This window comes from Candidatus Igneacidithiobacillus taiwanensis, from assembly GCF_031962545.1.
In the GTDB taxonomy this organism is placed as follows: Bacteria; Pseudomonadota; Gammaproteobacteria; order Acidithiobacillales; family Acidithiobacillaceae; genus Igneacidithiobacillus; species Igneacidithiobacillus taiwanensis.
In genome coordinates this window covers 1-20,865 of the sequence record NZ_JAVRKK010000032.1, presented here as the reverse complement: position 1 = coordinate 20,865, position 20,865 = coordinate 1, and the positions used below count along the sequence as shown (strand labels likewise).

Here is a 20,865-nt window from a genome sequence, read left to right as displayed (position 1 = left end):
CGAAAGCGATGTCCACGCTCTCCAGGGTGGGATCGTTCAGGTAGGCCGCCACCCCGCGCAGGGTCTTGTCCGGCATGGCGTAGAGCACATGCAGGATGACTCCGGTTAGAAGGGATAATGCGCATCGGTGCCAATGATCTTCCGGCACAGCAAATGGTGGTCTGCGGTCAAAGCCAGGGGCATATTCGTAATCTCGACTAAGGATTAGCCTTGCGATATTCATGGCATCTTTCACGTCGAAGGGTGTGCCCACGCGCACGGCATCCAGGGGATTGAAGCAACAGCCCTCACTGGGATAGGTGCCGTCTTCGTTTATCGATCCCGGGGAAAACTTGAGGATGTAGTTCCTTTTACTTCTGCGATAGCCGGCCGTAGCCAAAAAATGCACCCCATTGATGTCCTGGATAACGATGGAATCCTTCCAGGTATCCAGCAGAATAGGCAGTGTTATTTGGTACTTTCGGTCGCTCTTGGAAAGATCCAGAAATTCAATATGTCGGCTCATAAAGACCTCTCTTCTTCTGTCAGCAACCGATCCACCAGCGCCGACACGCTCCACTGCGAGCCCCTGAATCGCTGCAGGCGTTCCAGAACGTCCGCAGGCAAGGAGACGGAGAGTGGCCGCAGGCCCCGTCCCGGTTGGTGCCTATCTCTTGGTTGCGCGATGTTCGCCAGTTCCTCATCGGTCATGGCCCGCACCTTGCGGGTCACGATTTCCGACCGCGTTTTCGGGGGAATCCCCGCGTCCGCGTGTTCACTGCGAATGATGATGTTCGCTTGCATGCCTTTATCCGTAAGGGTTCGGCTTGGGCGCGACCGCCGGGTTTACTGTGCCCGGTCCTGTCTGCATGGCCGGGTTGTACGGCCCCGGGAATACCAGGTCTTTGGTGGCGACCACGTTGAACGGGTAACCGGGTTTGACCGTGATGGTGGGGGCGATGTCGATGTACTTCTGCAGCAACTCCGCCTCGGCCTGCCCGAAGGTCTGTGACAGGCTCTGCTCACTGTCCTGCAGGGCCTGATTGCCGGTGACCCCCGTGGTATTGCTGGAGGTGCTGGTTGGGCTCGCTATGGCCATCCCGGCATCGACGATGGACATCAGCAGGGCGTTTTTGAAGATGAGCCAGTTGTGGTCGTTCACTTCCCCGGCAAAGCCTGCATAGCCCTTGCCGCCGCTGGCACCGAACCCGGGCAGGTTGATGTACGTGCCGTTCGGAAACTCGATGCGGGTCCAGGCTACCATCAGGCGGTTGACCCCCAGGGTAGTCGCCGTGTTGTACGTCCCAACCAGCTTGGCTCCGGCGGGGATCAGGAGGGTGGCGCCATTCACGCTCGAATAGACATTCCGGCTGACGACCGCCGTGATCTCGCCCGGTAGGTAGCTCTTGATCCCCGTTTCCAGCACGGCCGGAATGACGGACCCCTGCAGCACTTCATAGGGACTGATTTCTCTGGAAACGAGGGTGGTAGACGTGTCGTGTACCGGCTTTTTGTGCTTCTTTCCCTGTTGCGCAGCCTTGTCTGCGGCCAGCAAGGCATTCTGGGCGGCCTCGCTGGGCGTCACCGCCGTTTGCGTGGCCTGCAGGGTAGCGGCGGAGGTGTTTTGCTTCCATGTCAGGGCGGAGGATCCACCGCTGGCCCCCGTGCCAAGGCTTGCTTGGAATGCGGCATCCTGTGCAGCCCAAGGGTTTTTTTGCGGGACACCTCCTGGCGGCGCGGACTGCGCGGGCGCCGGACTTTGGGTCATGGCAGCGGGATGGGTACCCCCACCATTCGTGTTTGGCGCTAATGGCTTATGGTTTTTGTGCTTGGGAGTTGCCGGCGGCACTATGCTGGACGCGGTTGCCGGCTTGACCGAAGTGGTTGCCTTGGCCGTGTGGTGATCAAAGGGATCGTGGTTTTGAAAGTACAAATAGCCGCCATAGGAAGCCACCCCAAGGACTCCCATGGCGATGTAGAGGGGCCGCCGGCTGATCCGTGTCGCCAGTTGGTCGCCGCTGGGCTTCTTGTTGATGCCGGCATTTCCGGTCGTCGGATTGAAGTTCGGCCCGGAGGCTGAATTGCCGCTCGCCTTCCCGGCTTTTTTGGCGACGTTGCGGTTGCGGGCGTCCATGAGGAACTGAAAGGGATTCACTGGTTACCCTCCTTGTTGCCACCACGGGTCAGGCGAATCTGCATGATCTGTTTGCCTGGACCTTGCTGCAGAAGGTCCAGACGCCAAGGGGCGGCATCCACGATCAGCGTCTTGCCGCCTGCGGTCAGCCGGCTGGGTGCGTACCAGGAGTTTCCCTGCCGATCTTTAGGTAAAATCAACGGCGCTACCTGCAATGCCTTGGAAAAATGCACAAAGGTTTGTGTCTTGGTGCTGGCCACGGTGAGTGGCATCATCTGCGAGCAGTCGCCAATGACGCATTGCTGCTGCCAGTTGACGGAGAGATGGGATGCCACGATCTTTGGCCCTTTTCCTCGGGAAGCGGGACCTTCGGCCGGCGAGCCGCCGACCACGGTCCTCGCCCCTGGCCCAACGGGTGTCAGGGGGATTGCCGCTGACTGGGGAGCGAGGTCCCGGTAGAAAGAGAGCTGGGGGGTGTAGCGTTCTTTGCCGGAGACCAGTCCCACGGTGTAGGTCAACAACTGCCCTTGCGGACCGGTAGCAAAGATTTGCAGGTTGCTCTGGATGCCGACAAAGCGGGGAGATACCGCGACGATGGCGTGATGACCGGCAACGGTGGTCTTCACGATCCATTGTGCTCCGGGTGCGCCCAGCATCCCGCTGGGCACGGCTCCCTTGTTCAGCACAATGACCGAGAAGTTATCTGGGCTGGTTTGCAGGATGGGGGTCGTCAGTCCGAGTGGATAAATGACTGCACCATCCCCCCAGGCCAGCACCGGCAGCTTTCCGATCCGCCCAGACCGCCAGGCATTCCACAGAGACTGCTCTTCTGTGATCAGGGGCAAGCCGCCTTGGCCAATCAGCGTGTGGCTATCCGCCGCGATTCTCCAGGCTTGCGCCGTGTTCAGCGCTTGACCTTCCGCTGATCCGACCCCTGGCGTATGGAGAGAGGGCGCAGCCACAGAAATCGCCGGAATGGCGGCAGATAGCATCAGGGTTTTCAGCGTGTGCATCAGGATTCTCCTCGTTCGATGGTGACGACTTCGTGCCCCAGGCGCAGCTTGATCTTGTCGGGCACGGAATCCAGGGCGATCAGGTGGCCCCGGATCTGGGTGTCCATGCCAATTTCCTTGCCCGTCCGGTTAAACGCCTGGACGATAGGGAACCCCCCATGACTGGCGAGGCCGGCGGGCATCTGGAGGAAGGTGTGGGTGCCGTCATCGTAGACGCGCAAAGGGCGGATGGCCCCGCAGTCAGAAGCACCGAACCAGCCGCCACCGCCGCAGCGGATGGTCCAGTTCGTATGGATGGCACCGACAGGAACGAGCGGCAGGGGGAGTACCGGCGCATTTTTCGGGAGGGCCTTTCCCGCCGGTTTCCGGGGGGGCATCAGGCCGGCGATCTCCGTAGGATTCCAGCGCCGTTGATCCCCGTTGGTATCGGCAATCTCCAGGACCGGCACATAGCGGTTCTTGTCGGACACGATGCGTACCTGATAGTTGACGGCCTTTCCTGCCTTGGTGGTGGCCGCCACGATGATATTCTGGTGAAGACCGGCGAACTTCGGGGACAGAAAGACTTCCGGCTGTTTGCCGACCATGGCTTGATTCACCTGCCATTCGGCGGGACTGACACCGACGGTCGTAACCGGCTTGGTGCCTACGGGCAGGGCGATGACACAGGTATGCAGGGGAGAGCAAACCAGTACCGGGCGACCACCGACACTGGTGACGGCCCCGTCTGCGCCCCCGATGACTGGCGGGGTCACATCTGCTTGCCGCGACGCCGCCAGTGCCTGCTTTGCGAGGGCATCTGTCGCGGGGCTTTCTTTGCCCTCCGGCGGGGTTGCAATGGACTGTTGCCAGACCTTGTGAGCATTCTGACGCGCCCGGGCGATAGAGGAGAGACGGATGGACGGGACCACGAAGGATGGACTTTTGGTTTGTGCGGAACGGGTGGAAGCCGTCGCGGCCGTGCTCGCGGTGGACTGGGAGGAGGTGGTCTTGCCCTTGGCAGGAAAGGCGGGGTAGCCGGCAACCGAAGGCAAGCCGGGTTCGACAACGCCCGCGTCCACCGGTAGCGGCATGATCAGGGGCTGGGCCAGGATCAGTGTGGCAAGCAGGATTCGTTGGGTACGCATGTCAGGCCCCCCTCACAACTGCTTGCTGAAGGCAAAATGGGTGATGTAGATCCCAAAGGGATTTCCTTTCAGGACTTCCGGGTTATTGCTGGGCGGCACAGTGGCGTAGCTGATGGTGGCCTGCCACGGCTGGGCGCCGTCCAGGTTGCCATGCGGGCCGTATTTCTTGACCAGGAAGTCGATGATATAGGCTCCGCCCTTGGCGGTGAGATTTCCCATGGGTTCCGCCGTCTGAATGGTGACGGTTTGGCCCTGGGTCTTGTTGCTGTAGGCAGAGTAGGGCTGGTGACGGCTGTAGAAGGCATCCAGCGATGATTTTTCCCTGGAGTCGATGAAGTTGTACGACTCGTCGATGAAATGCTTTTGGACATGCACGTCGGGGCTGCGGGTAAAGGCAAGCCAGACGAATCGGGAAAGCACATGATTGACAACCGGCTGGGCAAACGCCCCGGCCCTGACGGCCTGTGCCAACTCCACCGTCTGCCCGAGCTTGTCCACCTGGACAACATAGGGCACCACATGCACCCGATCCGCTTCATAAACGATGCCCGCAGCGAACAAGACCGATGCAGCCAGAGACAGCATGGCGGCCAGGCGCCAGTTTTTAGCTTGTGCGCGATCTGATCCGGCACGTTCGTTCCACAATTGGCGTGCCGCCAGATAATCATGAACTTCGTCTGACATAAAAAACCCTCACAGGTGGATCCTCTGTGAGGGTATAGATCAGGGGAGATGGGGATAAATCAGGGAGGGTCGAGTAAGGGCTATCGCTCTTCGGCTATTACTTGGTGAATTATGCTAAGTCCCTGCAAACACCGATTCTATCAGTTACAGGCCCACCCGTTCCCGCAACTCTTCTACTACATCTTGCAGGAACAGCCGGACTCGCCGCGTGCGAGGTGAGACAGCGAGACGCCACACCCCCCAGATGATCCCCGCGCCCAAGGCCAAGTAGACGAATGGCCCAAGGACTTCAACAAGAACCAGTAACACAGCGAAGAATGCTACAACATATGCCCATCCAGCTAGTAGGCCGATTTCTCCATGCGACAATGGGTTACCGGAAGCATGATTTGAGCTTGCCCAAGTTGAGGGGGAGGTTCTTTTTCTTTCATGTTCCCGGACAATGCCTAGAGTGTCGACATAATGGGTATCACGTCTAACTCCCAAATCATCAATATAAGGGTCTGACATAGCGAGCAATCTCCGATGTGTTTCGATAGCTTGTTTGTGGTATAGCTCTCCGGTTTAGCCCTTGTCAAGGGCCCCACTTCCTCCTTCTTTTTGTTGCTCATAGTGGTGCCGCTAGTCAAAGTCGTTCATGTGTTCTGTGGATATACCTTGGCCTTTAACATGCCCACCTTCTTGCTGCCCCATCCGACTGATTGCTTCATGAATAGTTTTCCCAGCTTGCTTTGGAGAAATACCTTTCTTCGGTCCAGACGTATTCCTCGCAATCTGCTCCAGTATCCGCTGCATACTCTGCATGTCGGGTGCAGGCGCACCGTGGGCGTCGCTTACGGGCGGTAAAGGCGCGGAGGCTCCCGCATCGGATGGGGCCGAGCTATCCTCAGTAGCCGCACCGTCACCGCCTGATCCTGCGCCTTCGGACGTTGGGGTAGTAGCGTCGCCCGATTCGTTGCCACTGGCGGCGCCTCCTGTAGTACTGGGTCCGCCGGCTGTTTCAGTAGAAGCGGCAGGGGCGCTTGCGGCTCCATTGTTGCTGGCCGCACCGCTCGATGCGGGGGCAGAGGATGCGTTATTACTCGCCGCCGTAGTCGTTGAAGTAGGCCCACCAGCGGCACCATTGCTACCGGACGCCGTGGTACTCGCAGCTTTCTGGCCGCTTTGTGCCTGTCCTTGTCCGGCTGTCTGACTAGCCCTTGGGGACGCCGGGGCTGTGTCACTGCCGCCCGTGGGGGCCGGACTAGCGGAACTGATGGCAGCCGACTCCGTTGCCAGGGCGGCGCCCTCGGTGGCCAAGGCCGCAGCGTCACCGCCTGATTCGGCACCTTCGGATGCTGGGGAAGAGGATGCCGCGCTTCCTGCCTCAGTAGAAGCGGCAGGGGCGTTGGCGGCTCCACTGTTGCTGGCCGTACCGCCCGATGCGGGGGCAGAGGATGCGTTGTTGCCAGGCGTCGTATTACCCGCAGCAGCTTTCTGGCTGCTTTGTGCCTTCCCTTGTCCGGCTGTCTGACCGGCTCCTTGAGACGCTACGGATGGGGACAGTGTACCGCCGCCCGTGGGGGCCGGACTGCCGGAACCGGTCAGACTACCGGCATTGCCGGGGAAGGGCACCCCGGATGCCGCGCCTTCTGCTCCGCCGGTACCTGCTCCAGTGGCAGGGCCCATGCTTCCATTCGCAGCGCTACCTGCCGCTTCAGCGAGTTTGCTGGCGGCCATGGCGGCACCGCCGGCCGCTAGTGCCGCTCCGCCCGTAGCCACTGCGGCCACCCCTGCAGCGCCCGCAGCCAGGGCCTTGCCGCCCTCACCACCAAAGGAAGACTGACCATTCAGCAGGGTTTGGGCAATGGATGTGGCTTTCTTGGGCAGAATGGCAATGATGACCCCGAGCATGGCCGCTTCAAAGGCCATCTCGTATGGATTGGCGATGGTCATGATGGTTTGCAGCTCAGGAATGAGCGCTGTGACGACAAGGTACGATACGGCCGCAATGACAAACAGCCGGACGCCAACACTGATACCATAGTCCATGTAGCTGCCGACATATTTGCTGGTGTAGCGCAGTCCACCCCCTGCCAGCACGACCAGGCCAAGAACCATAACCAGATAACTCTCCAGCGTCACCATCAGGAAATCCAGGGCCAGCATGAAGACACCGCCGCCGGCGATGATCGCAATCGGTAAAGCAATGATCGTTTCCAGCAAAATGGCCATAATGGCTTTGAGATTGGGGCCGATCCACGTACCTTTGCTCGACGCCTTCCCAAATTGCGTCTCCGCGACATCAACCGCACCGGCGATGTTATTGGCTTTTAGGTCACTGTTGAATGTTTGCCGTGCGGACTGATTGTTGGAATAGGCTACCGCCGGAGTGAACAACACACCAACCGCCGTATCCAACGCCTCGTCCGCGATGGTGGAAGGCGTCGCGGGGGGAGCACCAACCGCTGTGGCCCCATTCTCCAGTCCATTGATGATGGACGGCATAAAGCCAATTCCGCCCACGGCATTGTTGATGAGCCACAAAAAAAATCCGAGCGTGATGGTCTTTTTGATGATCCCAGAGAAGAGATCTTCATGCCCCCGCTTTTTCAGGACATGATTCATGAAGAGAATGGCGACCTCTACGGCGGCGAGAGCAAAAAACAGAGATTCTGTAGCGGTTTGCATCTTCCCTGCCCAGGCGAAGATGCTGGTGTGTAGATGCGTTTCCGTGGAGTTTAGTATGTCTGTATTCGCCCATGCTGCCACCGGGAGTAGCATCAAGGCCCCCGATAGGGCCAGTCGCGCCATGCTCTTTTTCATCACAAAAGCTCCAATCAGGGCAGAATAGAATTAGTGGCACCGCCGAACATCGAACTGACCGACGCGGCGGCATCGGCATTGTCTGCCGCCTTTTTCTCCTTGTCATAGGCAATTACCGCCCGGTTGGCGTTTTCCGTGATTTGCGCGAGTTGCTGAACCGCCTTGGTCGTCACATTGGCTGCAGCGACCGCAGCACCCGCAATTGCCGCCCTTCCCGTGGCTGTTGCCGCCTGATGCTGGATGGTCGCCATCGACTGGTCTTCCGTTGCAAACTCCTGGTCCGACAGATGGTAGGATTGCAGGGTGTCTTCCATCACGGCATTGGTAGAGGCATTCCAGTTGGAGTAATTCTGGGACAGATTGGTAATAGATGCCCCCGCGCCTTGGTACTCCTGCGCCAGTTGCGACCCAATGTTCTGGCCCGCATAGCCCAGGGCCTGCGCCTGGCTGTAGAGGCCTTCCAGTTTCTGGATGGAACCTACCAGCGGATTCCAGATGGAATCAAAAGTAGCCTGCGGCAACGCCAGCGTGTTTTGCACCATGTTTTCATATCGCTGGACCATATTGGCGTACTGCTCGATCTGATTACTGACCTCTTCCACCTGCTTTCCCAGAGACTGCACTGCCGTCACTTCCTGGGTGATCTGCTCGGGGAAGGTAGCACCACCCGTTACGGCACCACCGGCAAACGCATTGCCGGATACCAAGGCCAGCATGGCCCCAACAATAGACAAACTCACCTTGCTTTTCATGGCTCTCCTCCTCAATTTGAGGCCAACGTTTGGGTCAATTGATCAGCGGTCTGCGCGAAAGACTGCATGGCCCCCGTCACCGGAGCCATGTACCTGGCCACCTGCGGCAGGTCGTACCCCAGCGCCTGTACCAGTTGCACACGCGCCTGATAGTCCGCTGCGTAGTACGGATCAAAGATCGTCGGGGCCGTCCAAGTGGAACCGCTGGACACGGACGGAACGACCTGCGCTAAATCCGGCTCTTCCTGCTCCCCCATCTGTACCGCTGAAAGAGTGGTGGCATCGGATTCTTCCGGAATGCTTGCCGTGCCGGTTGGGCATACATCCACCAGGCGGGGGAATTCGTCGTTCACCGGGATCTGATCCATGTACCAGCCAATGGGCGCACCGTCCGATGGCCCCGCGTTCCATTGCACGGCGGCCAGATTCGGATAGTCCCCGATTGCTGCTGTCCAGTTGGAGATCGGTAAGGAATGCAGGTTGGGGCTTGGCCCCGTGGCGGCGGCGACCTGGTTCCCGACCGTGGATAGCATGCCATTGAGCGCATTTGCCGCCGCGATCTCCTGATTCACCTGCGTCTGCACGGTGGAGAAGTTGGGATTTTGGGCCTGCGCGTCCTGCTGAACTTCCGCATCCAACAAGTTTCCGGCGTCCTGTGCCCAGGCCGTGGCGATTGCCTGCATGGCGTAGGCTTGTGCTTCGGCGTCTCCGGCGATATTCATGGCGCCCGTGACCAACTGCGGGATCTCGTTGTCCCAATAAGCGTTGTGGCACTGCTCCTGATAGCCCATGCGATTGCGTACCACGGGGCCGATACCGGCCTGCGCCGCATAGGCGGACAGACCCCCATACGCCTGCGCCGCCTGCTGGATTTGCGGCCAGTTCTGGGCTACCGCCTGAATTTCCGCATTGGCCTGTTGCAAGGCTTGCAGATCCTGCGCCACGGTCCCGGCAAAGGCCGCAGATCCGCCCCCCAGAACTCCCCCCAGGCACGCAATAACGACCACTGCCATCTTTCGTTTCTTCATGGTTCACCCCCTGCGCCCGTGAGGGCGCCATACTGTCTTGTCGGTATAGATCAGAGCATTTGCTCCAGCGCCTGCGCCCAGTCCTGCCGATGGGCAGGCATTCGCTCGCGCAACCAGGCTGCCGGCCATTTCTGGCCATGCGTGGCCTTGAGTTCCGCTACCCGCTTCACTTCCCGGGGATCGCTCACACCACAGAACGCCAGGGTCACGGGACCCATGCAAAACTGGATCCGCCGCTGGCCCTCGGTCGTGAACAGGTAGTAGTCCTGCTTGGGCGTGCTTTGTGCCAACAGTTCGATCTGCCGGTCATTCAATCCCATATCGACATAGAGGGGCCGCAACTGCTGTCCACCGGCCTGTGCATTCGGCAGGAAAATCTTTGTCGGGCAAGATTCCTGCAGTACCGGCAACAACGGATTCCCCTTGAGATCGGCCAGCGACTGGGTGGCGAAGACCACCACCGCATTCTTTTTCCGCAGCTCCTTCAACCACCCGCGCAGCTTTGCCAAAAACAGCTCGTCATCCAGGAAGGTCCAGGCTTCGTCCAGCAAGATCAAGGTGGGCTTGCCGTCCAGCATCTGCTCGATGCGATGGAAGAGGTACAACAACACCGGGACCGTGGTTCGCTTCATGGTCGGGCTACCGTTCATGAGATGGGACATCTCAAAGGTCAGCATGGCGACGTCCTCCGCCTGCAGGCCATCCCGCTCGGCATCGAGGAGGCTGCCCGTCTGACCGGATAGCGTGTAGAACGCCAGAGCATCTTTCAGCTTCTGGTTCTGGATGGTCTGTACCAAGTGGGTCAGCGACCGCCCAGACTCTCGCGCCAAGGCGTTGATGGCATCCCGGATCACTCCCCGCTCTACCGACGTGACACTGATCCCTTGCAGGGTCACCAAACCTTCTATCCAGTCCGCCGCAAAAGCGGCTTGGGCGGGATCGTCCACCTGCTGCAAAGGCGCAAAGCTCAAATCCGAGAGTGGCCCGTTCAAATCATAGTGCTGGCCGTAGAGGGCTTCGGTCATCGTGTAGAGGGACATGCCCTTATCAAAGGCGATAACACGGGCATCCTGGTAGCGCTGCCATTGCGCTGCCAACAGGGCCAGCAGTGTGGACTTGCCGCCCCCCGTCATGCCCGCAATGAAGGTGTGACCGAGATCTCCCACATGCAGATTCAACCGGAACGGCGTGTTGCCCGTCGTTGCGGCATACAGGAGGGGAGGGGCTTTTCGGCCATCCGCCATCTTCATCAATGGGCTCGGGCACCGTTCGGAGCCCGCCCAGATTTCCGTCTTGGGCGCGAAGTCCGCAAAGTTCAGGCTGTGCAGGATAGGCCGCCGGATGTTCTCGTACAGATGCCCCGGCAGGCTGCCCAGCAGGGCCTCCACCGTGTTCACCGTTTCCAGGTAGGCCACATAGCCGGCGTTGTCAAAGAAGCTCTTGACGGCTTTCACCCGTTCCGTGAGGAGCTTTTCATTCTCGCTGCGCAAGACTACGGCAAGGGCAAAGAATCCAAACTTCACGGCCCCCTCACGGGCTTCGTTGATCGCCTGCTTGGCATCCAGGGCGAGGTTCGTTACATGGTCGTCCGCAGAGAGTTCGCCTGCCGCCTCACCGGACAGCTTCTCGCCCAGTTGGGCCTTCAGGCTCTGGCGGCTGCCAAACCATTTGTCCCGGATTTTGCCCATGTCATGCACGGCATCGGCCTGATCCAACGGCAAGAAGCGCAAGGTGTAGCGTAACGGGAAGGGGAGGGCGTGCAGGTGCTCCAGCATTTCCGGGTAGGAGACGTTGGGATAACCGATTGCCGTCACCACCCGGATCTCCTCGCCGTCGATGGCGGGCTCCAGGCCACCGACAAAATCATGGTGACCGACCAGCACGTCCAGATACGCGGGAATGCGCGGCGCATTGATGGGATGTTTCGCGCCCGTCAAGCACTCATGAATATGGGTCAGCAGACCGTCTGCATCCAGGGCGCGCACCCGGTAGCGGCTGCGAAACAGCCCGAGAATCACCTCCACCGGCTGGCGGAATCGGGCCAGCAGGTCCGCAAAGGCATCATCATGCAAGGCACCGTCGGATCGCCGGGCTTTCTTCTGTACCAGTGCCTGGCCTACGGCTACTTCAGCATCCACGGGGGTTCGCCAGGCGATGGTCATGTAGTAGCGGGTGACGAAATGATGCGATTCACCCCCATACTGCGCCCGACGTTCCATGTCGATGAGGGATGCTACCGACTGGCGGAAATGGTTGTCCGCTTCGGGGATGTAGCCATCGGCAGGTTCCCGGATAGCCGACACATGCACGCCCCAGTCCGTACCCAGACGCGAGAGCGCATTGTTCCATAGCGCGGAAAGGCTCTCCAGGTCCGTTGTGGAGAGGCTTTCGAGATCGGGGCCGTCATAACGAAAGCCAGCCAGAAACGAGCCATCTTTCTGCAGCGCTACCGCCATCTCGCCGGCGTCTGTGGTCCAACTGTCCACCAGGAAGGCAATGTTCAAGAGATCCGGCAGGCCCTGGGCCTTGTCTCGATATTGTTTGAGGTTTAACACGGTATTCTTTCCTCCCTTAGCTTCAATGCCAGTCCTTGGCAGAGATCATTCCCCTGGCCTGGCACACTAGCTCTTTGCTTGACCGGATCCGAGCAGCTTGGCAAAAACCTTCATGGCGCCGCCGGCTGCAATACTCTGGGTTTGTTCCTTGGGTGCCCGGTATCGGACAGGGGCATACGCAGATGCCCGGCCCGGATAAAATGCCTGCTGGCTCCAGTGCCGACGCACGACGCCCAGCGCCTGCGGGTCTTTTTTGGCGAGCGACCGCAAAAAGGTCTGTCCAATGGCACCGATCAAAAGGCCCGCAGGGACGTACCAGAGCGAAATCAGAATGGGTATAGACAAACAGACAAACCACAACAGAAAAGTCGCTTCCCGTTCCCCTCCCGCCACCAGCATGGGCCGGTTCAGGGAAGGGTGTAGCGGAAGGCGACGAGAGATTCCCGCCGCCATGGCTTACAGACCGACGACATGCAGCGCATGAGAGGCCACAAGGCCCATTACACCGACATGACCCATGGTGGCACCGCCGGTAATGCTGGTAGCGAGACTTTTGGCATTCGCCATGGCGATACCACCAATCGTGGCACCAAGGCCGATCATCATGGCCTTTTTGTGTTCGCCGCCACTCCACCAGGCCAAGCCCGTGGCGACCACACCGCCTGCAGCCACCAGTCCGCCCATGTCCTGCATGCCCGTCAGGACGGTATTCAACTGGCCGGTAATCGGAGAGAACACTCCCCCGGAGGTGGATGCAAACGCCAGGGTGGGGGAGAGCGCCAGTGCCACACCAGTGACCAACTTCTTGAGAGAACGACGCAGTTTCATGAAAATGCTCCTTTGCAAAGGTCCTGCGCTTGGGTATAGATCGGAAGGGGTTTGGTATACCCTATGAGGCTTGGAGACTCGCATCCTTTTCATTTCAATGGCTCTTGCTGATCTTCGGGGACGATCTGGTCTCCCGAACAAAACAAAAAATGGTGGTATCGTTCCCAATGGTCAGGCAGGCGCTGGTTTTCTTAATAATTTTCAAGTCTTGTCTTGCGGTGAGTGGCGATGGCATAGCCAGATTGACACGAAACAGATAGGCATATACAATAAGGCATATACATAGGAGACAATGCCGTGCCTACTCTAACGACGTCATCCCGACCCAAAGAGGCCAAGTTGTTTCGCAATAACCGTAGCCAGGCGGTGCGGATTCCTGCGGAGTTTGCGTTTCCGGGAGATCGTGTGTTGATCCATCGCGAAGGCAATAAACTCATCATCGAGCCAGTGACCAGACCAACGAACATCGTCGAACTGCTGGCCGAGTGGAGGAAAGAAGCGCCACTGGGGCCAGAAGATCAGTTCCCGGTCATTGACGACATACCCGCACAACCGGAAGACATATTTTGAGCGGATACCTGCTAGACACGAACATCATCAGCGATGTGATCCGTAACCCGGCAGGGACCGCCGCACGTCATATTGAGCAGGTCGGTCCGGAGAAGATTTTCACCAGCATCATCGTCGCATCTGAGCTGCGCTATGGCTGCGCAAAAAAGGGATCTCCCCAGCTGCTTGCCAAAGTGGAAGGGGTTCTTGCAACAATCCCGGTGCTGCCGCTGGATATTCCGGCGGATGCCAAATATGGCGGTATTCGCGCTGAGCTGGAAGCGGCAGGCCAGTCTATCGGCATGAACGATCTGCTGATTGCCACGCACGCCTATACGCTCAGCCTTACGCTAGTGACGGGCAACATGCACGAATTTGGTCGCATTCGGGGCCTCAAGGTAGAAAACTGGCTGGACGGCTAGTATCCTCGCAATAGCCGCCGCAATGCGACGGCTGCAATACGAGTATCGAGTTGCATTAAGAACAATCTCCTATCTTACTGAATCAGCTACGGAATTAGTTTAGTCTTTTGCTGATCTTCGGGGACGATCTGGTCTCCCGTACAAAACAAAGAATGGTGGTATCGTTCCCAATAGTCAGGCAGGCGCTGGTTTTCTTAATAATTTTCAAGTCTTGTCTTGCGGTGAGTGGCGAACGTTTGTCGATATACGGTTCTATCGGCATCGGTGGCAACTTGGGTGGCGAAACCATCACTACTGAATTATGGGAATCGAGGTCCGGCGCAGACGCATCGGATACTGCGCTATGAATGAAACCAAGTGCGGCGACGACGCCCAGAGCGATGATGGGCGGGAGTATTCTGTTCCAACGCCAACGGACTCTCGGTTCTGAATTCATGCGTAACATTTCACTTCCTCCATGGTTTTCACATCGAGCATTGCGGTAATCCGCCGTCCTGCCGGGTGGGTTTTGTCTCTAGCAATCTGGACCACCAGATCCACTGCTTCCTGAATCAGATGTACCTGTGAAGGTACGCCGGCCTCCTGGCAAAGCTGATCCAGGCGCAACAAAGCCGCCTGGGGATTATTGGCATGAAGTGTTGCAATCCCGCCGGGGTGGCCGGTGTTCCAGGCTTTCAACAAGGCGAGCGCCGCCTTGTCGCGAACCTCGCCCACCAGAATCCGGTCAGGCCGGTAGCGCAGGGTGAGCTTCAACAGGCGGGTCATGTCGATGCCGGCGTCATCGTCGGTCAGGAACTGGACCACATTGGGGGCGCTGCACTGCAACTCCCGAGTGTCTTCGATAATAACAATGCGTTGATCAGGCCCCGACTGGCCGGAAATCACATCGATGATAGCGTTGGACAAAGTGGTCTTACCGCTACCGGTTCCGCCACTTACCAGGATGTTCTTCCGACTGCTGACCGCCCCCACAATGGCATCATGCTGGGCCTCGCTCATGATGCCCGCCTCCACATACTGGGGCAGGGTGTACACCGACCGGGCCGGAAGGCGGATGGAAAAACTGGCGCCCTCGACCAGGGGTGGGATAGCCCCGGCAAAGCGGCTACGCAGAAACTCCAGGGGCATGGCGCCCTCGACCACGGGCTTTTCCCTGCTGACCGTAGTGCGCAAAAAGTCCGCCATCAGACCCAGAAAGGACTGCACACGGTGGTTATCGATCTGGCTATGCAACACCATCCCGCCACCCAACCGCTCGACGAAGACCTGGCCGTCCGGGTTTGCCATGATCTCCACCACTTTGGGGTCATCGAACAGGGCCACGATGTCCGGCCCCAAAATACGCTGCATCTGCTCGATGCGTCGCCCATGGGCCTGCAGTTCCTGTCGATCATGCGCGGTGATGTTCACTGGTTTTCTTCCGCCGTGAGAATGCGGGCCTGAATCAGGGTACCAATCTTCAGGAGGGCTTGCGGGCGATCCCTCTCAAATCCCGTATGGGCGACCTGCTGAATAAATCGCTCATACCGAGCCAGGGCAGACGCACGGACGGCCTCTTTTTCGTTCCCCGGTTCCGGCAGATGAATCAACATGACCTTGACGAAGGTATCCAGCATGGCCGCCAGGGTATCCAGCTCGGCCTGTACGGCTTCCATGTCACTGCGCACCGCCAGCATGCTGGATACGACCCGTCGCTCCATGCCGGCCAGCTCGTCAACATCGTTGCGCTCGGCGTCCATACCCCGCATGGCGTACTCTGACGCCAGAGCAGCCATGGACATGCGCCGGTTTGCGGCCATGATCCTGAGATGATCCGCATAGGTGCTTGTGAACTTCATTTTCACAACTACGGGCTGTGCCATGTCTTCCCCAGATTGCCTGTCTGGTTGGGTATAGATCAGGACATGCAGGGGATACGGGGAGCGGGAGAAGCAAAGGCCGGCCAAGCGTTGCAAACAACTTTCCACGCGATAGGTGCGGCTATCTCTTCAAATGGAATTACAGCCGTACCGCCTTGCCAGTTCCGACACTAACGCGGTCACTTTGCGAGGGGATGGTTCCATTACCGACTTGTCCTTTCTCGTAAGGAGGCACCAATGCAGGGCTGCCGCCAGGTCTTTATCAGTAGCCTTCTTTGGGGCGCGGATAGCCTCTGTAATCGCTAAAGCCTCCCGCGCCCGTTGTGCCCGTTTCCGTTCTGCCGCCGGTACCGCCATGGTGTATCCTCCGATCTCGTTCCTGATAGTTCGTGCTGTGATTTTCCTGAGATGGTATAGATCACAACCGGGTCAGCGTGACCGGGATCAGTGACGGACTACTCGATCTCTGTACCTCGCTGTTTCTTTGCCCGTTTCTTGACTCCAGCAGCTTCCTGCTCTTTTTTGGCTTGTTGTGCTGCTTTGGTTTTCTCTTTCTCCAGTCGCTCCCGCTCTTTCTCTTTGCGTCGTTCCAGAAGACGGCGGTGCCACTCCGCCGCAAAGCCGGTCGTTGGCGTTTCCCTGTCCTTGGGCGGGTGCCGGCTTTCGTGCGCCAGTTGGTCATCCAGGGCTTCCGTGGGCACCGGGATTTTCTTCCAGCCCTGATCCGGGATCTCCACACCGTAATCCTTGACCGCCACGCCGCGTTCCAGGCCGGTCAGCGCCACCAACATTCGGGGGGACAGCTTCTCCTCGCCTCTGGCTTTCTCCATGGATGTCGTCTGATACACGATATGGATCCGGTTATCGACGCCCTCGATCAGGAGATAGCTGCGCTCATACTGCTCATCGAGGCCCGTGCCCAGCATTCGCCCCACTAGCCGGTCACCGGGCTTGATCCGGGTGACCTGGGGCAGGCATCGGGGCTCGGTCATCAGCGCACGGGCCTCGGCGACCATCCTGGTGCGGCTTTGCAGCACCTGCATTTCTTTCAGGGCCTTGTCCCAGCCTGGCTCCAGACGCCACAGGTTGGGACCGATCTTGTCTGCTACCCCCATCAGCGTCAGATTCTCCAGGCGGGCCAACCGGATCCGGCGACCCTCCCGTTCGCGGTCCTTGAGCAGGGGAGGAGGGGTCTCCTCCACCAATCCATACCCCTGGGGGGCAGGGGTCACTTTTTCAAGGATTTCTCGGTCGATACCCGTAAAGCGGCGCTGATCGATCTCCCGTTCCCGTGCCGCCTGAATCTCTCTTTCGGTGCGATACCCCAAGCTCTCTGTCAGGATTTCCTGAGCCGCCTCGCGCATTCCCCGCCGGATCATATCCGGAGCAAGCTCCAACTTGCCCTTACCGCGAATCAGCAAATGCACATGGGGATGGCTGGTGTTGTGATGGTCGATGGCCACCCATTCATACTCCCTGCCCATCTGATGCTGTATCCGGGCGTTGAATTTCCGGGTCAGGTCCCGCAGGGCCTCAGCGGGCAACGGGTCCTCCGGGGAGAGCGTTACCTTGAACAGATGCGGGTCGTTGGCTTCTTGCCAATCGTTCGTCAACCGGGCCAGGGGGACAGCATCCGCCTTGGCGTCAAAGCCAACCCCCTTGTCCTGCTCCTGCTGTGCCCCCTCTCGGCTGAGATAATGGCCGTGGGCCTGCCATTGTCCAGGCTTTTTGTTGCGCACATAGACGACCTTGACCAGGCAGCGTCGCCCGGCTTGCCGCAGGGGCGGGCCTTTGGAAGTAGGCGCATGGTAGTAATTGCTCCCCACTGGAGGGAGTAGTCGCTTGATGGTGGCCTGCACGGACTGGAGAGATCGTGCGCCACCATGGCTGGACCGTGCTCGATGCACACGGTTGGCAATCCGGGACGCAACGGCTCGACCACGGCCGGAGGGCATCTTGTCCGGCGCAAGCTGATCGTCCAGCGTCTCCGTGGACGACAGAAAGCGCCCGGAGCGCGTTTGTGCTGCGGGGGGTTTTGCCGATGGCGGCTTTGTGGCCACTACAACAAACCCACAAAGGGCAGGGCGATACCAATCAATCCTATCACTACAGCCACCGCTTTCAGAGCTATTTGGGTCTTTTTCGCCATGGTTGCCTCGCCGGCAATGCGCCAGACGATCAAGCCGGAAATAGGCAGCAGCAGAATGCCTACGGGAGCACCCAGGAATGCGGCAGCCAGGTACTCCAGTAGCCCTCCGCCCGGCGTTGGCCACCAGGAGGGGAAGTGCGCAGATCCCGCAATATACCCCCAGGCCATGCCGATCCCCAGGGAGATCAGGGCCAGGGACCAGCCGATCAGGACCACCAGCGAGGAATGATGCGTCATGGCATGGCTCCATACCCGATCCTCGACCGCCTTGAGCAAGGCAAAGACATCCTGACGGCGCCGCCGGTCTTCCGGGGATTCCGGATCGGGCTCGTCAACCGGATCGAGCCCGTAATCGTCATTCTCTTCTTCTGCCGCCGGATTCCGCCGAAACCAGGATTTTCTGGGTGCCGGCTGGGGACGCGGGGCACTTCCTGTCTGCGTGGCGGCCACAATGCCCGCCGGCAGTTGGTCCAGCCGATCCAGAATCTCCCGAAGCAGGCGATCAGTTTCCGGGGGGAGGGCCGGCGCGGGTGATCCAGTCCGGGAAGAGACTCCAGCCTCTTCCTCCTGCACTGAAACGGGTTGCCCCTTCTCTTCCCCTTCGTTTGTCTCCTCGGGAACCTCCCGGTTTGGTCTGCGTCGAGCATTTCGCGGTCGTGGCGGTTCATTCATCATCTGTTCTGCGGCAGAGTTCAGCTTCTCGATCCCCGCGAGTTCGTCCAGCTCGTCCATGTTCTGCTCCATCCGTTCCGGTTGCGTCATTTGGGGTATAGATCAGGCGATGCGGGTAGTCGTCATGACGCAGGACAATATCTATGGAGGCAGCGCAGCTATATGCCCAAGCCTTGGCCTTTTTCTACCGCCTTGGTCTTCTCCGGTGCTCGGTAGGGCGCGGCCTTGGACGGCCCTAACTGATTGGGTCCGGCCTTTTCTATGGCAAGCTCGTACATCTTCCTTGCCGTCTCATTCCCGGGCTCCAGCTTGATTCCGCGCTGGATCGCCTGCGCAATGGTTTCCGCCATGAATTTTTCGGTGCCCTGAAACCGAACCGGTTCTCCAAAGCGTTTGGCTGCGGCATCCAGGGCTACCCCTACAGCCTCCCGCCTCTTCTCCGTGGCCCCGGAGCCGATCCCAAACATCGCCCGGTTAGCGACCGTAATCTTGTCGCCATGATCCAGAACATGGGGCTTTCCTTTGGCATTCTGTAACAGGACTTCCGGCGGTTTCTTACGTTGGAACGTAGGGGCAGGATTCGTCAGGGATTTATCCGCTACGGCCTGCGGAGACTCTTTGACAGGAGAGGGGATTTCCTCTTTTCCCTGCGCCGGAGCAGTTATTTCCTCTCCCGGTTCTTGTGGTCTCAGGTTTTCCCGATCCTCCCTATCTCGCTGTCTGTCAAATCCTTCCCGGATACGAGACAACAAATCCTTTTCATCGGGTAACTGACTGATTCCCCGCTCCATCCACTGCTGGATATTCTTTTTTGCGTCATCAATCGTTTTCGGGTTGGGACCTTCTTCACCGTATTCCAGCTTTTTCAGACCCGCCAGAGTTACCGGAAACTCTTTTCCAGTTTCAGGGTCTTTGTAGTCCGCTATCAGAACACTGTTGAACCGTAAAAAGCTATCCTTTTCATTCAATTCCCGATCCCAGACAGCCAGGGGCGAACCCTCGAAGTTCACTACCGGGTACGTCTCGATCCGGGGGTTGCTGAATCGGTCGCGCATCTTTTCGGGGAGTTTTTGTAATACGGAATCCTGCACGGGAATAGATCCCTGCTCCTGCAAGAATTTGTTCCGTTCCGGATTCTGCGCAATCCATTCCTCTCTTTTGCGCTGTTGCTCTGATAGCTTCTCCTGTTCTTGCTGCAGGATGCCCTGCACTTTTTCCGAAGCCGCTTGCCCGACCTCCGGAACCCCAGTTTCCCGATATTTCTCCGGACGGTACTCTGCAGAATCCAGCAACCGCGTGCGAATAGTTGCTGCATCTGCTCGCCCACTTTCCGACAATCCCGGCTCTACCTTGCCCAAGGTTGTCGCTGTCTCCTGTGCCACGGCTGGAATTTCTACGGCGTCACGGTTGTACTCTGCGGGGTCGAGTAGACGAATACCTTGGCTCTCCAGTTCCGCCAGCAATGCTTTCCCCTCCGGAGAATCAAGATTGATCTCGGCCACTTCCATCCCCGGCTTCTGCTGTTCGACAGCCTGCGATGGACCAAGCGTCAGACCCTCATCATCCAGTTCGTTAGTGACCCAGCGACCTTCCTTCTCCAGATGGGCATGAATCTGATTGGCAACAAAGCCCTTGCTGTAAGGGTTTGCTGTGATGGTTTGGGTGATCGTTTTGTGCAGCGGGTCGTCGGGCTGGATGCTCGCCGTGCCACTTTGATCGGATTGGGAAATCTCCAGCACCTGCGACTCGGGATCGCGCTGCACGGAAAGAGGGCCATATTGAAAGACGGATTCCATGGGTTGATTCTCCTGTGAGATTCGAGTGTTGACAGTAAATTGATCTTCGGTGAGATTGCTCATCTCCGCTTCTGGCCTAGCGCCAAAGGGCATCCTTGCTACCAAGGATCTTGCGATGGGTGCGTCGCTTTGCAGGAGCGGAGACTTGACGTAATTACTCTGGCCTTCTAGCATTTCATTAACTGCTCTTGGCCTAGCGCTAAAGGGGACTCCGGATTCCGGGGTTTGCGTGTGATACGGCGAGTCGCGCAACAAGAGCAGCTCCCTTCCTCTAAAATAATCTCTCCGCATAATTGCGGCCGTTTTTATCGCCCACAAGTCATCCTCTTTTCCCATCATTGGGGTCAATCGGACGATTACATTTTTCGCTTTCGTACCGGGGTTATCTGTCACCAGAAACAGTGTCCCCTTATGAGGATGCGGAAAAAATCTCCAAAAACTTCGGAATTCTTCTTGACCGTCCAAAAATTAGCTTAGTTGAGGCTCTTGCCGATCCTGTTTTTGCCTTTTTGT

The 20,865-nt window shown here is 58.6% G+C and carries 19 protein-coding genes; 2 read left to right on the top strand and 17 right to left on the bottom strand.

What is annotated here, in order from left to right; genetic code table 11:
* The 12 genes from RTI30_RS06510 to RTI30_RS06455 all read right to left on the bottom strand — a co-directional run.
* Nucleotides 1-505: type IV secretory system conjugative DNA transfer family protein (locus tag RTI30_RS06510; protein WP_312283503.1), on the bottom strand; the 505-nt coding region annotated here is incomplete at its 3' end.
* A complete protein-coding gene (locus RTI30_RS06505) occupies nucleotides 502-783 on the bottom strand; it encodes a hypothetical protein (protein WP_312283502.1) in 282 nt (93 codons plus the stop codon). The genes RTI30_RS06505 and RTI30_RS06510, both read right to left, overlap by 4 nt.
* Nucleotides 784-787: 4 nt before the next feature.
* The gene (locus RTI30_RS06500) at nucleotides 788-2,134 is read right to left on the bottom strand and encodes a TrbI/VirB10 family protein (RefSeq protein ID WP_312283501.1); all 1,347 of its coding nucleotides are present in this window, start codon (nucleotides 2,132-2,134) and stop codon (nucleotides 788-790) included.
* On the bottom strand, nucleotides 2,131-3,126 hold the full coding sequence (locus tag RTI30_RS06495) for a hypothetical protein (protein ID WP_312283500.1): 996 nt from the start codon (nucleotides 3,124-3,126) through the stop codon (nucleotides 2,131-2,133). Before RTI30_RS06495 ends, RTI30_RS06500 begins: the two co-directional genes overlap by 4 nt.
* A complete protein-coding gene (locus RTI30_RS06490; protein WP_312283499.1) occupies nucleotides 3,126-4,253 on the bottom strand; it encodes a TrbG/VirB9 family P-type conjugative transfer protein in 1,128 nt (375 codons plus the stop codon). Before RTI30_RS06490 ends, RTI30_RS06495 begins: the two co-directional genes overlap by 1 nt.
* Nucleotides 4,254-4,265: 12 nt before the next feature.
* Entirely contained in the window at nucleotides 4,266-4,937 is a 672-nt protein-coding gene (locus RTI30_RS06485) for a VirB8/TrbF family protein (protein ID WP_312283498.1), read from the bottom strand.
* Between the two features lie 621 nt (nucleotides 4,938-5,558).
* On the bottom strand, nucleotides 5,559-7,742 hold the full coding sequence (trbL, locus tag RTI30_RS06480) for a P-type conjugative transfer protein TrbL (protein ID WP_312283497.1): 2,184 nt from the start codon (nucleotides 7,740-7,742) through the stop codon (nucleotides 5,559-5,561).
* 14 nt (nucleotides 7,743-7,756) lie between these two features.
* On the bottom strand, nucleotides 7,757-8,494 hold the full coding sequence (gene trbJ, locus RTI30_RS06475; protein ID WP_312283496.1) for a P-type conjugative transfer protein TrbJ: 738 nt from the start codon (nucleotides 8,492-8,494) through the stop codon (nucleotides 7,757-7,759).
* A gap of 11 nt (nucleotides 8,495-8,505) precedes the next feature.
* The gene (locus RTI30_RS06470; protein WP_312283495.1) at nucleotides 8,506-9,522 is read right to left on the bottom strand and encodes a hypothetical protein; all 1,017 of its coding nucleotides are present in this window, start codon (nucleotides 9,520-9,522) and stop codon (nucleotides 8,506-8,508) included.
* A 50-nt stretch (nucleotides 9,523-9,572) separates the two neighbouring features.
* The gene (locus tag RTI30_RS06465) at nucleotides 9,573-12,077 is read right to left on the bottom strand and encodes a conjugal transfer protein TrbE (RefSeq protein ID WP_312283494.1); all 2,505 of its coding nucleotides are present in this window, start codon (nucleotides 12,075-12,077) and stop codon (nucleotides 9,573-9,575) included.
* A gap of 66 nt (nucleotides 12,078-12,143) precedes the next feature.
* Nucleotides 12,144-12,530 carry a VirB3 family type IV secretion system protein gene (locus RTI30_RS06460; protein WP_312283493.1) on the bottom strand — a complete coding sequence of 129 codons (387 nt, stop codon included), beginning with the start codon at nucleotides 12,528-12,530 and terminating at the stop codon, nucleotides 12,144-12,146.
* Between the two features lie 3 nt (nucleotides 12,531-12,533).
* Nucleotides 12,534-12,905: a TrbC/VirB2 family protein gene (locus tag RTI30_RS06455; protein WP_312283492.1), complete on the bottom strand. Its 372-nt coding sequence runs from the start codon at nucleotides 12,903-12,905 to the stop codon at nucleotides 12,534-12,536.
* A gap of 297 nt (nucleotides 12,906-13,202) precedes the next feature.
* On the opposite strand from RTI30_RS06455, the gene RTI30_RS06450 reads away from it, so the two are divergent.
* Complete coding sequence (locus RTI30_RS06450) at nucleotides 13,203-13,475, top strand: antitoxin (protein ID WP_312283491.1); 273 nt, start codon at nucleotides 13,203-13,205, stop codon at nucleotides 13,473-13,475.
* Complete coding sequence (locus RTI30_RS06445; protein WP_312283490.1) at nucleotides 13,472-13,876, top strand: type II toxin-antitoxin system VapC family toxin; 405 nt, start codon at nucleotides 13,472-13,474, stop codon at nucleotides 13,874-13,876. Before RTI30_RS06450 ends, RTI30_RS06445 begins: the two co-directional genes overlap by 4 nt.
* A gap of 432 nt (nucleotides 13,877-14,308) precedes the next feature.
* On the opposite strand, the gene trbB is transcribed toward RTI30_RS06445, so the two are convergent.
* The 5 genes from trbB to RTI30_RS06420 all read right to left on the bottom strand — a co-directional run bounded on the left by trbB (nucleotide 14,309) and on the right by RTI30_RS06420 (nucleotide 20,415).
* Nucleotides 14,309-15,286, bottom strand: coding sequence for a P-type conjugative transfer ATPase TrbB (gene trbB / locus RTI30_RS06440; protein WP_312283489.1), 978 nt, complete (start codon nucleotides 15,284-15,286; stop codon nucleotides 14,309-14,311).
* A complete protein-coding gene (locus RTI30_RS06435; RefSeq protein WP_312283488.1) occupies nucleotides 15,283-15,675 on the bottom strand; it encodes a hypothetical protein in 393 nt (130 codons plus the stop codon). The genes trbB and RTI30_RS06435 overlap by 4 nt, the downstream gene beginning before the upstream one ends.
* A gap of 515 nt (nucleotides 15,676-16,190) precedes the next feature.
* Nucleotides 16,191-17,642, bottom strand: a complete 1,452-nt coding sequence (locus tag RTI30_RS06430) for a DUF3363 domain-containing protein (protein WP_312283487.1) — start codon at nucleotides 17,640-17,642, stop codon at nucleotides 16,191-16,193.
* A gap of 152 nt (nucleotides 17,643-17,794) precedes the next feature.
* Nucleotides 17,795-18,616: a hypothetical protein gene (locus tag RTI30_RS06425; protein WP_312283486.1), complete on the bottom strand. Its 822-nt coding sequence runs from the start codon at nucleotides 18,614-18,616 to the stop codon at nucleotides 17,795-17,797.
* A gap of 98 nt (nucleotides 18,617-18,714) precedes the next feature.
* The gene (locus RTI30_RS06420) at nucleotides 18,715-20,415 is read right to left on the bottom strand and encodes an LPD7 domain-containing protein (protein WP_312283485.1); all 1,701 of its coding nucleotides are present in this window, start codon (nucleotides 20,413-20,415) and stop codon (nucleotides 18,715-18,717) included.
* Between the last annotated feature and the right edge of the window lie 450 nt (nucleotides 20,416-20,865).